Source organism: Rouxiella badensis (assembly GCF_026967515.2).
GTDB lineage: Bacteria > Pseudomonadota > Gammaproteobacteria > Enterobacterales > Enterobacteriaceae > Rouxiella > Rouxiella badensis.
Genome location: NZ_CP114062.1, coordinates 4,256,824 through 4,271,183, shown reverse-complemented (window position 1 = coordinate 4,271,183; position 14,360 = coordinate 4,256,824). Strand labels below are relative to the sequence as shown.

The following is a 14,360-nucleotide window of genomic DNA, read 5'->3' as shown; positions in this document are numbered from 1 at the left end:
GCTATTCATTATAAGATTATTGAACTCATTGAAAATGATATTCGTACTATTAGTACAGTGAAATAATACTTCAGTTTCGTGTAATGCAATATATATAGGACAGCAACAAAGGATAATATTTAAATTAATATCCTGGAAATAAGTTTATCTGCGAGTCGAGTCTCATCCTGACAAAAAAATCCGTTGCGATAAATAGACAATAAGTCTACTGTGGACAATATTTCCACATAATGAGACTGCCATGTCTATTACTACTGAAATCACTCCCCTTCCCGGTATGGCACCGGGGACACAGCATCAGCTTACCATTCACAAATTCAGCGGCGGCCAAAGCGGTCGCAGTGCCTATATTCAGGCAGGCGTTCACGCCGATGAACATCCGGGTCTGCTGGTTATCCAACATCTTCTTGAGCGATTGCAGGAAATAGAGCAAGCCGGCGACCTCTTGGGTGAAGTCGCTGTTTGTCCTTTTGCGAACCCGGTCGGCCTCGGACAGAACATCTTTGGCTATGTGACAGGCCGTTTTAATCTGGCCAACGGTGAAAACTTTAATCGCAACTTCCCGGATATTACGCCCGCCGTTGAGGCGATGATCGCTGAAGGTGCAGCCAGCCCACTTTCTTCTGCAGACATTAAACGCCGATTTGCCGAGGCTATTGACGCCATTCCGGCGCACGACACGGTAGCGACCAATAAAAAACTGCTGCTCAAAGAGGCCTTGCGCCACGATATCGTGCTGGACCTGCACTGTGATACCTCTGCCACCCTGCATCTTTATGCAACGCTTCATCAGCAGGAGCGCGCCGTGCTGCTGGCCGGATGTATGGGAATTGAAACCGTATTCCTCGAAGAGCAGGCCGGTGGACAGCCGTTTGACGAAGCCTTCGGTAAACCGTGGAAAAAGCTGACCCAGGCCGGTCTCGCCAATCCGCTGGACTGCGGCTTTTCAACCAGCGTCGAGCTGCGCGGTCAGGCTGACGTCAACGATGAAATGGCGCGGGCTGATGCCGAAGGTATTTTGCAGTTCCTGGCACGCGAAGGATTGCTGCGCCTGACGCCCCCCCTTGCCCCTTTAGCCCAGGTCGAGACCTATCCGCTCGAAGGTGCCTCGCATTTACAGGCACCGGCCATGGGATTGCTGGTGTGGAAAAAACGGTTGGGCGACACCGTCAGTCTGGGCGAGTTAATTGCCGAAATCGTGCCGATAGAGGCATCCCTCGGCACGCCGAGAGTGCCGGTCTACAGCGACATAGACGGGAAAATTATCGTACAGCCGCTTTTCAAAATGGTCAGGACCGGGCAGCGCGTGGCGTTGCTGGCGGGGAAAACGCCGCTTGCGCACCGCAAAGCCGGACAACTTTTACAACACTTTTAATCGGAAGAACCGCCATGAGCCTGACTAAAGATTCTCTGAATACCCTGGCCGACGCCATCCTTCATGCGCATCAGGCCTTGCGCCCGCAGGTTGCCGTAACGGCCCTGACCCACAGCGCTCCGCTGTCGGCGCTGACCGGCTGTGAAGTTTTCTTGAAGTGCGAGCACCTCCAGCATACCGGTTCATTTAAGTTTCGCGGAGCCAGCAACAAGGTTCTTGCGTTGACCGACGAACAGCGTAAGAAAGGCGTGATCACCGCCTCATCAGGGAATCACGGTCAGGCACTGGCGCTGGCGGGGCTTCGCGCTGGCGTGCCCGTCACGGTTTATACCACCACCAGCGCGTCCCCCACTAAGCTGGCGGCCGTCAAAGCCTTTGGTGCCAAGGTTATTTCTCTCGATACCGATCCGCTTAGCGTCGAACTTGAGGCGGCAAAACAGGCGCAGCAGCAGGATACCCTGTTCGTTTCACCTTATAACGATCTCGATGTTATTGCCGGGCAAGGCACGGTTGGCGCGGAGCTGGTCGAACAGCTTCCCGACGTCGATGCGGTATTTATCGCGGTCGGCGGCGGCGGCCTTATCTCCGGTATCGCTGCGGCGCTGGCACACTTAAAACCGGGCACCGACATCATCGGCTGCTGGCCCGAGAATGCATCCACCCTGCAACGTTCACTCGAGGTCGGTGAGATTATCGAGATGGAAGAAGAAGAAACGCTGTCTGACGGCACCGCGGGCGGAGTCGAACCGGGGAGCATCACCTTCCCGCTTTGCCAGCAGTTGGTGACTCAAACCGTGCTGGTCAGCGAGCAGGAAATCCGCGAAGCCATGAAAGCCGTTGCGCGCTTTGAGCGCTGGATGATTGAAGGAGCCGCGGGCGTGGCATTGGCGGGTGCCATCAAGCTGGCGGCGCAGTATCAGGGGAAAAAGGTCGCAGTCGTACTTTGCGGCCGCAACATATTGCTCGAGAAATTCATTGGAGCCATTCAATGAAAATCTATCAGCAGACGCAGATAGTCGGCGCGATAGACATGAAAATCGCCGCCGCCCGCATCGCCGAAGGCTTTATCGCCTATTCTCAGGGCCGCGTTCAGGTGCCACCGGTACAGAATTTTAGCTTTGAGCAGGCCAACGGCGACTGCTGCGTTAAATCCGCCTGGATTGAGGGCAGCGAGACCTTCACCGTGAAAATATCAACCGGCTTTTACGATAACCCCGCCAAAGGGTTAGCCAGTAACGACGGGTTGATGCTGGTCCTTTGCGCCCAGACCGGTGCCCCCAAAGCCCTGTTGCAGGATGAGGGTTGGCTGACCTGCATTCGCACCGCGCTGGCAGGCCAGATAGCGGCAAAACTGCTGGCCCCTTCGGTGATTACCGGCATCGGCATTCTCGGCTGCGGCGTGCAGGCGCAGATGCAGCTGGAGCAGCTCGTGCCGCTGACTGACTGTCGCAAGTTAACCGTCTGGGGCAGAAATCCGGCCGCGCTGGAGGCCTATCGTCAATTCGCCGACTCGTTGGGCTTTAGCGTAACCACCACGCAGGATGCCCGTGAGGTGGCCCAAAACGCCAATCTGATTGTGACTACCACCCCGTCACGCGAGCCGCTGTTGCAAAGCGGTTGGATCCAGCCTGGAACCCACATCACGGCGGTAGGGGCAGACGGCGGCGGCAAGCAGGAGCTAGATACCCATCTGGTCGCCCGCGCCGACGTCATCGCGGTGGATTCGGTGCAGCAGTGCAGCCAATACGGCGAGGTCTCGCATGCAGTAAAACAGGGGTTGATTGTCGGGGAACAGCTGCTGGAACTGGGGCTGTTGCTCGAAGGCAAAGTGCAAGGCCGCGACAACGATCGGCAGATTACGCTGGCCGATTTAACCGGCGTCGCGGTGCAGGACGCACAGATAGCCGGCTATGCCATGCAGGCCTGCGCCGAGGCGCTGCCCGGCCTCTGATGACAGTGGGCTATTCTTCGCGCAGGGCCTTGACGTATTTATAGACCGTGGCCCTGCCCATCGATAGCACGTTTGCAACATAGTCGTAGGCGCTTCGGCCTTCAAACGCCCGCTCGTGATACAGCGCCTCAACCAGTTGGCGTTTATCCTCCCGACGTAGCCCGTTGAGACTCAGACTATTTTTATGCAGCCAGGCGTGCAGGAAGGTGTTGATACGCTCCTGCCAGTCGTCGCGGAACAGCGCTTCGGGCTGCGGCATGACTCGACTGGCCTGGAAAAAAAGATTCAGCGCATCGCGCGCCTGTTCCAGCACCGAATAATTTAGATTGATGCACAGCGCCATCACTGCCTGCCCTTCGCCGTCGCGCAGGATACTGGTAATGGAACGCATACGCTGCCCGTCCCAATTAAGCTTCTCGTAAGGACCGATGCTTTGCGCCGATCGCGGATCGCTGTGCAATTCGTCGAGCGCAGAGTCGTCGCCAATTTTTCGCTTGGAGAGATTATTGGCGATGTGCACCACCTGCTGTGTTTTCAGGTCATGCAAAATCACCTCGGCGTGAGGGAAAAGCAGCGTCGCAATACTGTCAGCGATAGTTTGATAATTGGTGGGCTGAAACGCGTTTGCGGTGCTCATAATCTTTCCCGAGGTTGGCTAGAGCAATTGATAATACAGTATAAAAGATTGCCTCAACATCCCGGCCGTTATCTGGCATTTTTCCCCGTGCAGAATTCCCTATTCCGTCATCGCGCTGAAATATAATTGTCATTGTTATGTCCTATGGTCGAGATAACTCAACCGGAGGACATTCTATGTTCAGCATGGACCACGTACTTCAGGATCTTGCCCCGCAGCGTAAAACGCCTTCATGGCAGCTGAATCTATTGAAACAGCTGTTCCGCGAGAAAGAATTTCAACAACTTGCCGAAAACAACCGCCATCTTAAAGGCGTTGACATGGTCGAACAAATCCTCGACTACTTCCAGATTCGGTGCGAACTTTCCGACCGTTGCCTCGAACAGATCCCCAGTTATGGTCCCGTGGTGATCGTCGCCAACCATCCTATCGGTACGCTCGAAGGGCTTGCGCTGCTCAGCGCGGTTGCGTCGGTGCGCGCCGACGTGAAAGTGGTCGCCAATCGCCTACTTTCACAGATTGAGTCGTTCAGCAGCCTAATGATCCCCGTCGACAACATGGGCGGCAATCGCACCGGACGAGCGCAAATTTCGATGATGCAGGAACATTTGGAAAATCAGGGCGTGCTGATCCTGTTCCCGGCGGGTGAAGTCTCACGCGTCACCTCAAAAGGAGTGCGCGACGGCCGCTGGCACAGCGGTTTCGTCAAGCTGGCGGCCAAGACACGCGCCGCTATCGTGCCGGTACATATCAGCGGCAACAACAGCGCACTGTTTTACCTGAGCTCAATGGTTTACAAACCGATTGCCACGCTGCTGTTGGTCCACGAGATGTTTGGCCATCGCGGCAGCACGCTTAAACTGCAGATAGGCGCACGCATTCCCTACGACAGCTGGCACGACGGTCACTCACGAGCGAAGGATCTGGCGGCACGCTTTCGCAAACATGTTTATCGTCTTGGGCAGGGAAAGCCCGGATTATTTAGAACCGAATCGGCCATTGCCCGTGCTGAAGATCGCGCCGTATTGAAACATGCGCTGGAGGCGACAGAGGTGCTCGGGAAGACGCCTGATGGCAAGCTGATTTATCTTTATCGACGCAACGGTGAAGACTATGTGCCCATTCTGCGTGAGCTGGGTCGACTGCGCGAAATTGCCTTCCGCGCCGTGGGTGAAGGCAGCGGCCGCAGGCGCGACCTTGACGGCTACGACGATGACTATTATCACCTGGTGCTATGGGATCCACAGGCGCTGGAGATAGTCGGTGCCTACCGTTTTATCCCCACCGCCGAGCAGCTTGAAAAGCAAGGCCTCAGCGGCATCTACAGCCAAAGCCTGTTCAACTATGGCCATCAGATGGACCCTATTCTCGCGCAGGGCATCGAGCTGGGCCGCAGTTTCATTCAGCCGACCTACTGGGGAAAAAGAGGTCTCGATTACCTGTGGTTGGGCATTGGTGCCTATCTGGCAAAATATCCGCAGTATCGCTACCTGTTTGGCCCAGTTTCCATTTCAGGTGGCCTGCCGCTGGCCGCGCGTGACCTGTTAATCGCCTTCTATCGCCTTTATTTTGCTCCTTCACTGCCGCTGGCTAGCTCCCGCCGCCCTTATCCAGCGACGCTGCCTGAAGTTCTGGCGCAGTTCTGCGGCGATAATTATTCACAGGACCTGCAATGCTTAAAGCGTCTGCTGGCGAATTTTGGCTGCAGTATTCCGCCGCTTTACAAGCAATACTCTGAACTTTGCGAAACGGGTGGCGTGCAGTTTATTGATTTTGGCTGCGATCCGGCCTTCAACAACTGTATCGACGGGCTGGTACTTGTCGATGTTTCCATGCTCAGGCCGTCGAAATTCGAGCGGTATATCGCGGTGCATCGGAACATTGCCGAATCCACCCCGCAGTAATGCCCCTAAATCGCGGCCAGAGTCACGACTTTGCTGACCGCGGATTGACAGTGTAGAGGGCAGCACTACATTAAGAAAAGAAACGTATTTAAGACCACCTCTCCGTTATGCTGAGGCGTTGTCTAAAAAATAACTTTCTCTCTTCAATGGCGTATGGGGTCCCCATGCATTGTTCGCCTGTCTTTACGCTGGAATTGCAATGAAACTGACTATCCTGATTTTGAGCCTGCTGATGTTGACAGGCTGTGGTACTGGAGCAGCCGAATCTTTGTTTAGAATTATTCCCGTTAACAGCGACATCTGCCCACATGGTCGCGACGTTTCCACTAATCAGTGCAACAATTGAAAAATTTCACCCTCTATCCAACCGCAGCGTTTCTTTGAGGTGGTCCAAAAATGCCCGTGTCAAAGCGGGCAAGTATCGCCTCGAAGGGTATACCGCATAGGTTGTCAGTTCAGTCGGCGCGTAATCTTCCAATACCGGCACCAGTGAACCCGCATCGATACTGGACTGGAAGACAAATCTTGGCCCGTAGGCGATGCCAATATTGTTTAGCGCCGAATTGAGCAACAGCTGCATGTTGTCGGACCTTAGCCGACACCGACCGCTGACTTCAAACCTCTCTCCGCCTTTGCTATAAAGCGTCCAGTCATCGGGTGACGTCGCTTCAGAAAATAGCAGCGTATCGTGATGTGCAATATCCTCTGGCCGGGTAGGCACCCCTTTTCGTCGCAGATAATCTACCCCGGCGCAAACCATCATCGGACACCCCGCCAGCCGCTGGGCGATGATAGTCGAGTCCGCCAGATGCCCGATTCTTATCGCCAGACTGATACCTTCGGTAAACATATCCAGATAGTGGTCGGTTAATTTCACCTTCAGCGTCACATTTTCATGCTGCTCAAGAAACTGAGCGATAATTTCGCCGAGATAGTGCTCGCCAAACATGACCGGCGCGGTAATTGAAAGCTCACCTGACAGTGAAATAGCAGACTCGGCCACTTCCTGATTCGCCTGTTCAAGCTCGTCCATTATCTTTCTGCAACGATCGTAATAGTGTTTACCCGCTGGGGTAAGTGTCAGTTTTCGCGTAGTGCGTTGCAGGAGTAAAACGGAAAGGGAGGACTCAAGCGCGCGCAGATAGCGGCTGGCCATCGGCGGCGTAATATTAAATTGTCGGCTGGCGGCGGCCAGACTGCCCTGTTCGACGGTGGCTAAAAATACATTGATAGCGGTGAAATTATCCATCCTGATTATGTACTCTCAGTAAATAGTGCATGACCTTTTCGTCATCTTATCACCGGTTTTTTCGCAGAGTAGAGTAATCGCTCACCTTATTGTGGAGAACCAACATGACTCATCAATCCCCTTCACCGGCGGCCAACAGACCGTTGGAACTGATATTTTTACACTACTGGGGCGGTAGTGCCGCAACCTGGGACGGCGTCATTAATCTGTTGCCCGCGGACGTTAAGACGCATACGCCCGAGTTTCGCGGCTGGGGAGAAAATCACTCAGAGATGCCATCAGATGCCAGCCTTCACTTGCTCGCCGCAGACATAGAGGAATTTATTGCCCGCCGGACTTCAGGCCGTTATCTGCTGGTCGGCCATTCGATGGGCGGTAAGGTCGCACAAATTATTGCCGGTTCGCGTCCGGCGAATCTTGCAGGTCTCATGCTGGTCGCACCCGCGCCGCCGACCGCGATGGCGTTATCGGCAGAGCAGCGAGAAACGATGATCCATGCCTATGACTCGGCAGAATCTACCGCGTTTGTGCTCGACAATGTCCTCACGGCGGGCGGACTTCCACACGCAATACGCCAGAAAGCGCTGAAGACATCAATAGCAGGCAGCCGCGACGCCAAAACCTGGTGGCCTAAGGTCGGGATAGGGGAAGAGGTGCTGAAACAGGCCGCCAGTATCGACGTACCCGTCCATGTGTTGAGTGGCGAAAAGGATCGAGTCGATACACCCGCCACCCTCCAGGAAAAGTTAATGCCGCACCTCAGTAACGCCAGACTTGAGGTGATTGAGGGTAAAGGCCATCTTTTGCCGCTTGAGGCCCCGACAGCCATCGCGGCCTCGCTAATGCAGTTTATCGATCTCCTTCTCTCGGCGGATTAATTAAAAGGGGCTTCGCCGGCCAAGACTTTATCGATGATTTTCAACACACCTTCATCATTGTTGGAGACGGTGGTATAGCTCGCTGCGGCTTTTGCAGCGGGCATAGCATTGGCCATCGAGAAACCGAATCCGGCCTGCCTGAGCATCTCGACGTCGTTCCCCCCGTCGCCGAAGGTCACGACCTCGGCGTCATCAATATTCCAGATTTTTTGCAGCATGCTCAATCCGTTGGCCTTGTGACGGCCGGGGATAATCAGGTCGGCAGAGCCGTGACCGCTGGAGACCGGCGTAATGATATGGCCCAGCGCCTCGTCGAGCGAGGTCATAAAATTCGCCAGGTGTTGGTCGTCAATGTTGGTCGCGAACTTGAAAATGCTGTCGTCAATTTCCTGATAATCGTTGATTTTTTTCAGCCGAGGATAGTAATTTTTCATCTTCTGATAGAACGCTTCGGGTTGCGACGAAAGAATGTAGGCGCTGTTCTTGCCGCAAATTACCGTATTGAGGCCGGGGATAGCGTCGATGAATCGCAGAATTTTGTCGACCGAATCGGCACTCAGTTCAGCGACGGAGAAGTCTTGCTCTTCATTAACGATATAGGCCCCATTTTCGGCCACAAAAGCGATTTCTGGCGCGATTTCAGGGAAGAAGGATTTCAGCTGATAGTACTGATTACCGCTGGCGACCACGAACTTGATGCTCCGCTCTTTCAGCTGCTGATACTGTGAAAGAAACTTTGTTTTATTATATTTTTTCTGGTCATCGAGAAACGTACCGTCCATATCTACTGCGATTAGTTTTACTGACATAGGTCCTCTCGTCCGTTCAAAAATTAACCTTGATGATAAAAGCTCTAGGTTAAAGATAAAAGAAAAAGGCCAACAATGTGGGATCGTTGGCCTTAAATACATGCAAATTCACGATTATCGTCAGAAACCGTAGCGGATAGCGTCCTTACTTTTCTGCATCAGGCCGTCGATTTTGTCAGAATAAAGCTCAAGCCCCTTACCGTCACCCGCCTGCGAGCATTCACGCCGCTTGGCGTTGTAGGCCTTCATCAACTGCGCCTGTGCAAAACCGGGCTTGCCGTAGCACGCCATGCTCTTCTCCCAGCAGACAATGGCCGTGTCGGTATCCTGCTGTTCCGCATAACGTTTACCCAACTCATTCAGTGCCTTGGCACAGTCCGCAGGTGCCAGGTTCTGTGCCAGAATAGCGTCGATTTCAATCGTCATATCAGCCTCCGTGTAACCTAGTGGAAGAAGTTAAGGATGTGACCAAATACCAGCCCGACGCTTATCACGTCCGAGTCGCTGAAGGTCACGTTAGACAAACCAAATTTACCGAGCAGGGGCAGCAACAGCGCCGGAAGCAACGTGATAAATAGCCCGTGGAAGATGCCACCGATGATAGCCCCGCGACGTCCGCCGACGGCATTACCGAATATTCCGGCAGTGCCTCCAGCAAAGAAGTTGGTCAGCATACCCGGCAGAATCATCGCAAGCCCAATGCTTGGGAACAGGAACATGCCGATGATGGAGCCGATGGTGGTCGAGATAAAGCCGATGATCACCGCGTTCGGGGCGTAAGGGAACAGCACCGGACAGTCGAGCGCCGGAATAGCGTTGGGCACAATGCGCAGCGCGATACCGCGAAATGCCGGCACGATTTCGGCCAGCAGCAGGCGCACACCGGCTAGCAATACATAAACCCCAACCACAAACTGAATGGATTGCAGGAATGCATAAACCAGATAGTTGACGCTGTTGGCATAGGGCGCGATCACCGCAGGTCCGGCGACGGCAGCGGGGATGAGATAAATCGGGATCATCACCACCATCATCGACAGATAGGTGTCCTGCAGGAAGGAGAAGGCCTGCGGCAGCTCGAAATCTTCGGTGCTCTTACTGACGTCGCCGGTTATTTTGGCAACACCCGCCTGGATAATGTAGCCAATCGTGCAGAAATGACCGAGGGCGATATCATCAGAGCCGGTAATCTTACGCACAATCGGCTGTGCCAGAACCGGCATACCCACCGCCATTACCCCGGCAATCACGCCACCGATCAGGATAAGTTCGGTGCCGCGCAGGCCGCCCATATATCCGATAACCGAACAGACGGTTGCCATCCACAGCGAGGCCTGTCCGGTCAGAAAGATGTACTTAAAGCGGGTGAAACGCGCGATGAGAATATTAACGATAAACGCCAGCACCATGATTAATGCCGTTTCACGCCCGAGCGTCTGCTGCGCAATCCCGGCTATTGAGCCGACGTCGGTCACGATACCGCGCATGTTGAAGCCTTTCTGGAATATCTCGCCCAGGAAGGTTAACGTCGCGACAATAATACTTGCCCCTGAAAGCAACACTAAAAAACCGAGCAACGTTTTCAGCGTACCGGTAATGACTTGCCCCGGACTTTTCTTTAAAGCAATCAGCCCTATCATAGCAATCAGGGATATTAAAATAGACGCCTGGCCCAGTACGTCGTTGACAATAAAGTGAAGGAAAGACATATAAAGTCCCCTGTAGAGTTCACGGTGATCGAGCTATTGGGTAAGATATTGTTCTAATAACAGGCTCTGAGTTTTTTATATCACTCTATTTTACTGTTTACTGTTAATACGCCATCAGCCCCATTTCTTGTAACACGGGCGTGAGTTTTTCTTTTATTTCTTTTTTATCCACCAGACGTTTCAGATAAATAATGGTGGCACTGATATTGTAATGCGCGAACTGTGATCTGAAATTCTCGCCGGTAAAAATAATATCGGCACGCGTAGACGTTGCGCTGGAGATATCGCAGTGAGATAAATCGGCATCAATACCGAGATCTTTCAATGCCGCTTCAATACTCATTTCACAGGCAAAGCTGCTGCCGAGACCCGCACCACATACCGCCAGAATAGATAACTTTTTCATAGGTGTTCCTTGGGTTGCCGTTAATTAATAAGACACACGTCGGATTTCCCCGATGGCATGAGTGCCAAAGGGGGAGACACTCACTAGTACTGCCGAATAGCCTGCAGTACGTCTTCTTTGCTATGGCATTGTCGTAATTTTTGCACCACCTCATCGTCACAGAACAGGTGCGACAGGCTGGCAATCATTTCTATATGTGAATCACTGTCTATGGCCGCGAGGGCGAAGACAATGTAGACCGGATCGTTATCTTCGCTATGAAACTCAACGCCTTCAGAAACAATAACCAGAGAGAGGGCGGTATGAATTACCCCTTCCTCGGGTCGAGCATGCGGCATGGCTATCCCTTCGCCCAGGACATAATAAGGGCCGATTTCTCGGTGCATATCATATATTGCCTGGAGATACCGTGGTTCAACGGCACCCGAATCGATGAGGGGTTGAACGGCTAATGCCACAGCCTGTTGCCAGTCCGGCGTATGTTCAACGATGTTAATATTACTTTCATTAATCCAGTCGGTTAACATATTACCTCTTCAAAAAATTTGTTTAAAATAAAAATGACTTACCTCAGTATTCTATTAATAAATAACAAAAACTGTGATCTACCCATTCCTATTTATCATTGATGAAAAATAATAATACGCAATTATATCTGAATTTAATGACACAGAGACTCAATGCTTACCGAGTTTTATGTCAGGCAACATTATCAAGCTTAAACGTAAAATTACGTTATATTGTGGCTCAATGATTATCGTGTGAGATTATTGTCTATCCAGCTTTTGATAGCATTAATATCAACAGGGAATTCCTGATTAGAATAATATACCGGACCTAATCCCATCGGCTGAGCTTTTCCAGCTAATATTTTTAATTCAGGAATATATTCTGCACCTAAATGTCCCGCGACACGCTCGCCTAATCGCGCCTCATAACGCGCAGCTGCGGTTTCTGCCGATACCTGGCACCAAATTTCTAAAATCTGGGTGACACCCGCCTGAGTCAGATAGTCGCTGAGCACCTCTTTGGGCTGAAAACCGAACCAGGCATCAACAATAAAAGTACTGCCCTGCGGCGCATCCGCCACGATAGACCAGATAACCTGATAACTGGCCTGCCCGAGCTTACGGTTAAACGCGCGGTCTACACCTTCGATTCGCTGGAGAAACGGATTTTTAATGCCATCAAGCGACAGCGGTAACCAGCCGGTCTTAGCAGAAAGTGCAACGGCGAGACTGCTTTTACCCGAGGCAGGGATTCCATTAACCAGAATAACCCGTTTGCCCGGCGTGCCCAGCGTATCGGCGTTAACCCCTTCTCTGCTCTCAGACATGTTCCACCTGTTCGGTTGAGGCGTTTTTACCCTTTTGGGCCGCCTTATAATATTGTTGGATGACTGCCTGTAGCTCTTTCAAGCGCGGAACCGCGACCGTTTCCAGCTTGTTTCTGGTGGTGGCGTGATCCAGAGAGATGCAGTCCTTCCACAGTGAACGTCCGGCAATCACGCCCGATGCGCCGGTACTCATGGCATCTTCAACCTGCTTAAGGAAGGTGGCGTGGTCGACCCCTGCTGACAGTACAGCCCACGGCACGTCTCCGGCAAGCTTAGTGATATCTGCACAGGCCTGCTTAGACCCCGGATACGGCAGCTTCAGCACTTTTGCACCGGCCTCGAGGCAGATTTGCGTTCCCCCGTAAATCAGTTCAGGCACCTTAGCTTTATATTCCTCGTCCGTTTCGCTATCAAGCTTATAGGTCAGGAACTCGACGACCAGCAACAAATCTTCACCGCTGAAGTCTTTAATGCATTTATGCAGGATCTCGATATTGTGACGATTAGCTTCCGGTTTGTCAGAGCGCAGATACACCATGATTTTTCCGCCGGTGGCGCCTAGCTCACGCACACGACGCGCATCAACGTCTTTAGCCAACCGCGACAGGCGATAGCCTTGCGCAGAAGTGTCCCAACCGGAGGCGTCTAGCCCGATGAGCAACGCGGTATCGCGGGCAATAATGCCATCATCGACCAACTGCGGAACCGCGCAGACAGGATCGACGAGTACGCAGGACGCTTTGCTGGCAAGATACTGGGTGATGTCGGCCTTGATCAGGCCTAACTGTTTTTCGGAGATGGAAGCCTGCTGCTGTGGGTCGCTGGCAAGCAAGGTGCGCATACCTCCGCGCTGATCGCAGGCGATAACCAGCATCGCACCGTTCTGGCCACAAATTTGCTGATAGCCACGTAATTCTGAAGTTGACAACTTTGACATGAAACTCTCCTTTGCGTGAAATTTATTACAGATTAAAAAATCTCGATTACACTGGACGCTCTGTCGTTTCCCCTGTGAGCAAGGGAGGCCGAAAATTCATGAACAATGCCGGTTTTAAAGGGTTTAACCCCTGTGTGGAACATTGCTTTATCACGGCTATTGAGCAATAATTCCTCAACCAACGCTTTGAGTGTAATTCATTACAGAAAGGAATTTCAAGCTGAAAGAGCCAATTTTGCAAGATATTGCAGCAACGCGCACATTAATGCATATGGTGGCAAAGCTGCACTACGAGTCCGATATGTCGCAGGTCGAGATTGCCCGCAAGCTGGATGTCTCGACGGCAACCATCTCTCGTCTACTGAATAAAGCCAGAGCCGCGGGCATTGTTCGTATAGAAGTCATTGGGTTATCTTCACCTGAAAACATGACGGCGGATCTTATCCAGCGCCTCGGGCTTAAACACGCCTACGTCGTCGACGCGCCCCCAAACAACGTTCTGGACTCTTTGCGCACGCCACTGGCCTCGCTGCTGTCGCAGGCAGGTCTGAGCGCGGGTTCGGTATTAGGGATAGGCTGGGGTCGTGCAGTGCGAGAGGTGACGCTGGCCGGACTGCCGCGCCTGCCGGGCGTATTGACCGTGGCGCTCAACGGCGGCATGCAGCAGGCCGCACCACATTTTCAGATAACCGAATTCGTGCGCCGAGCGGCCGAGCAGATGGAGGGAACGCCCTATTTCCTTCACGCGCCTTATATCTCCTCCCCGGAACTGCGCGAGGCGTTTCTACGCGATCCCAGCGTGCAGGAAATTATTTCACTGTGGGACAGGCTGGACGTGGCGATCGTCGGTATTGGTCTGACGCACGAACCTCGTCCGAGTGAGAGCAGCACCGCAACGCCGGGTGAACAGGCGCTCAGCCATGCCAATGGCGACGTGCTGCGCCACTACATCACCGAGTCCGGAGAGATTCTGCATTGGGAAGGTGAAGAGCGGATGATTGCCGCCTCGGTCGAACAGCTGCGCCGTACGCCGCTGACCATCGGCGTGGCCGCGACGCCAGAAAAGGCGGCGGGCATCATCGGTGCGGTGCGCTCGGGGATGATAAACTCCCTGGTCACCGACGTGAATACCGCGCAGGCCATACTCGACAGACTGCCGTTAAATTAGG

The 14,360-nt window shown here is 53.1% G+C and carries 15 protein-coding genes; 6 read left to right on the top strand and 9 right to left on the bottom strand.

Annotated elements, in window-relative coordinates; all coding sequences use genetic code 11:
• The first annotated feature begins 241 nt into the window (after window positions 1–241).
• From O1V65_RS19660 to O1V65_RS19650, 3 genes are read left to right on the top strand one after another with little or no spacing between them, the layout of a single operon-like run.
• Window positions 242–1,375 carry a succinylglutamate desuccinylase/aspartoacylase family protein gene (locus O1V65_RS19660; RefSeq protein ID WP_084913313.1) on the top strand — a complete coding sequence of 378 codons (1,134 nt, stop codon included), beginning with the start codon at window positions 242–244 and terminating at the stop codon, window positions 1,373–1,375.
• Between the two features lie 35 nt (window positions 1,376–1,410).
• Window positions 1,411–2,367 carry a threonine/serine dehydratase gene (locus tag O1V65_RS19655; protein WP_269130534.1) on the top strand — a complete coding sequence of 319 codons (957 nt, stop codon included), beginning with the start codon at window positions 1,411–1,413 and terminating at the stop codon, window positions 2,365–2,367.
• Entirely contained in the window at window positions 2,364–3,326 is a 963-nt protein-coding gene (locus O1V65_RS19650; RefSeq protein WP_084913315.1) for an ornithine cyclodeaminase family protein, read from the top strand. The genes O1V65_RS19655 and O1V65_RS19650 overlap by 4 nt, the downstream gene beginning before the upstream one ends.
• Before the next feature lie 10 nt (window positions 3,327–3,336).
• On the opposite strand, the gene O1V65_RS19645 is transcribed toward O1V65_RS19650, so the two are convergent.
• Window positions 3,337–3,963: a helix-turn-helix transcriptional regulator gene (locus O1V65_RS19645; RefSeq protein ID WP_017492784.1), complete on the bottom strand. Its 627-nt coding sequence runs from the start codon at window positions 3,961–3,963 to the stop codon at window positions 3,337–3,339.
• A 176-nt stretch (window positions 3,964–4,139) separates the two neighbouring features.
• Between O1V65_RS19645 and olsF the strand changes: the two genes are divergently transcribed.
• Window positions 4,140–5,867: a bifunctional ornithine lipid synthase OlsF gene (gene olsF, locus O1V65_RS19640; RefSeq protein WP_017492783.1), complete on the top strand. Its 1,728-nt coding sequence runs from the start codon at window positions 4,140–4,142 to the stop codon at window positions 5,865–5,867.
• Between the two features lie 352 nt (window positions 5,868–6,219).
• Here olsF and O1V65_RS19635 read toward each other — a convergent pair whose 3' ends face one another.
• Window positions 6,220–7,116 (bottom strand): LysR family transcriptional regulator, encoded by an 897-nt coding sequence (locus O1V65_RS19635; protein WP_017492782.1) that lies wholly within the window; start codon window positions 7,114–7,116, stop codon window positions 6,220–6,222.
• A 104-nt stretch (window positions 7,117–7,220) separates the two neighbouring features.
• Between O1V65_RS19635 and O1V65_RS19630 the strand changes: the two genes are divergently transcribed.
• Window positions 7,221–7,994, top strand: a complete 774-nt coding sequence (locus O1V65_RS19630) for an alpha/beta fold hydrolase (protein WP_017492781.1) — start codon at window positions 7,221–7,223, stop codon at window positions 7,992–7,994.
• Here the strand turns inward: O1V65_RS19630 and O1V65_RS19625 are convergent.
• The 7 genes from O1V65_RS19625 to O1V65_RS19595 form a co-directional block, all read right to left on the bottom strand.
• Entirely contained in the window at window positions 7,991–8,803 is an 813-nt protein-coding gene (locus O1V65_RS19625) for a Cof-type HAD-IIB family hydrolase (protein ID WP_026110655.1), read from the bottom strand. The two genes, O1V65_RS19630 and O1V65_RS19625, sit on opposite strands and share 4 nt — an antisense overlap.
• A 120-nt stretch (window positions 8,804–8,923) precedes the next feature.
• On the bottom strand, window positions 8,924–9,229 hold the full coding sequence (locus O1V65_RS19620; protein ID WP_017492779.1) for a hypothetical protein: 306 nt from the start codon (window positions 9,227–9,229) through the stop codon (window positions 8,924–8,926).
• 17 nt (window positions 9,230–9,246) lie between these two features.
• Window positions 9,247–10,512, bottom strand: a complete 1,266-nt coding sequence (locus tag O1V65_RS19615) for a PTS sugar transporter subunit IIC (RefSeq protein ID WP_017492778.1) — start codon at window positions 10,510–10,512, stop codon at window positions 9,247–9,249.
• Between the two features lie 103 nt (window positions 10,513–10,615).
• Window positions 10,616–10,918, bottom strand: coding sequence for a PTS sugar transporter subunit IIB (locus O1V65_RS19610; protein ID WP_017492777.1), 303 nt, complete (start codon window positions 10,916–10,918; stop codon window positions 10,616–10,618).
• A gap of 83 nt (window positions 10,919–11,001) precedes the next feature.
• Window positions 11,002–11,445 carry a PTS sugar transporter subunit IIA gene (locus O1V65_RS19605; RefSeq protein ID WP_017492776.1) on the bottom strand — a complete coding sequence of 148 codons (444 nt, stop codon included), beginning with the start codon at window positions 11,443–11,445 and terminating at the stop codon, window positions 11,002–11,004.
• A gap of 227 nt (window positions 11,446–11,672) precedes the next feature.
• Window positions 11,673–12,254, bottom strand: a complete 582-nt coding sequence (locus O1V65_RS19600; RefSeq protein ID WP_017492775.1) for a P-loop nucleotide/nucleoside kinase family protein — start codon at window positions 12,252–12,254, stop codon at window positions 11,673–11,675.
• Window positions 12,247–13,191 carry a tagatose-bisphosphate aldolase gene (locus O1V65_RS19595; protein WP_017492774.1) on the bottom strand — a complete coding sequence of 315 codons (945 nt, stop codon included), beginning with the start codon at window positions 13,189–13,191 and terminating at the stop codon, window positions 12,247–12,249. The genes O1V65_RS19600 and O1V65_RS19595 overlap by 8 nt, the downstream gene beginning before the upstream one ends.
• Window positions 13,192–13,426: 235 nt before the next feature.
• Here O1V65_RS19595 and O1V65_RS19590 point away from each other — a divergent pair, with 235 nt between their 5' ends.
• Complete coding sequence (locus O1V65_RS19590) at window positions 13,427–14,359, top strand: sugar-binding transcriptional regulator (RefSeq protein ID WP_017492773.1); 933 nt, start codon at window positions 13,427–13,429, stop codon at window positions 14,357–14,359.
• Window position 14,360: the final 1 nt, after the last annotated feature.

Bases quoted from the DNA above. Each gene is read 5' to 3' on its own strand.
- O1V65_RS19660 (WP_084913313.1), top strand. From the start codon at position 242: ATGTCTATTACTACTGAAATCACTCCCCTTCCCGGTATGGCACCGGGG.
- O1V65_RS19650 (WP_084913315.1), top strand. From the start codon at position 2,364: ATGAAAATCTATCAGCAGACGCAGATAGTCGGCGCGATAGACATGAAA.
- O1V65_RS19645 (WP_017492784.1), bottom strand. From the start codon at position 3,963: ATGAGCACCGCAAACGCGTTTCAGCCCACCAATTATCAAACTATCGCT.
- olsF (WP_017492783.1), top strand. From the start codon at position 4,140: ATGTTCAGCATGGACCACGTACTTCAGGATCTTGCCCCGCAGCGTAAA.
- O1V65_RS19635 (WP_017492782.1), bottom strand. From the start codon at position 7,116: ATGGATAATTTCACCGCTATCAATGTATTTTTAGCCACCGTCGAACAG.
- O1V65_RS19630 (WP_017492781.1), top strand. From the start codon at position 7,221: ATGACTCATCAATCCCCTTCACCGGCGGCCAACAGACCGTTGGAACTG.
- O1V65_RS19625 (WP_026110655.1), bottom strand. From the start codon at position 8,803: ATGTCAGTAAAACTAATCGCAGTAGATATGGACGGTACGTTTCTCGAT.
- O1V65_RS19620 (WP_017492779.1), bottom strand. From the start codon at position 9,229: ATGACGATTGAAATCGACGCTATTCTGGCACAGAACCTGGCACCTGCG.
- O1V65_RS19615 (WP_017492778.1), bottom strand. From the start codon at position 10,512: ATGTCTTTCCTTCACTTTATTGTCAACGACGTACTGGGCCAGGCGTCT.
- O1V65_RS19610 (WP_017492777.1), bottom strand. From the start codon at position 10,918: ATGAAAAAGTTATCTATTCTGGCGGTATGTGGTGCGGGTCTCGGCAGC.
- O1V65_RS19605 (WP_017492776.1), bottom strand. From the start codon at position 11,445: ATGTTAACCGACTGGATTAATGAAAGTAATATTAACATCGTTGAACAT.
- O1V65_RS19600 (WP_017492775.1), bottom strand. From the start codon at position 12,254: ATGTCTGAGAGCAGAGAAGGGGTTAACGCCGATACGCTGGGCACGCCG.
- O1V65_RS19595 (WP_017492774.1), bottom strand. From the start codon at position 13,191: ATGTCAAAGTTGTCAACTTCAGAATTACGTGGCTATCAGCAAATTTGT.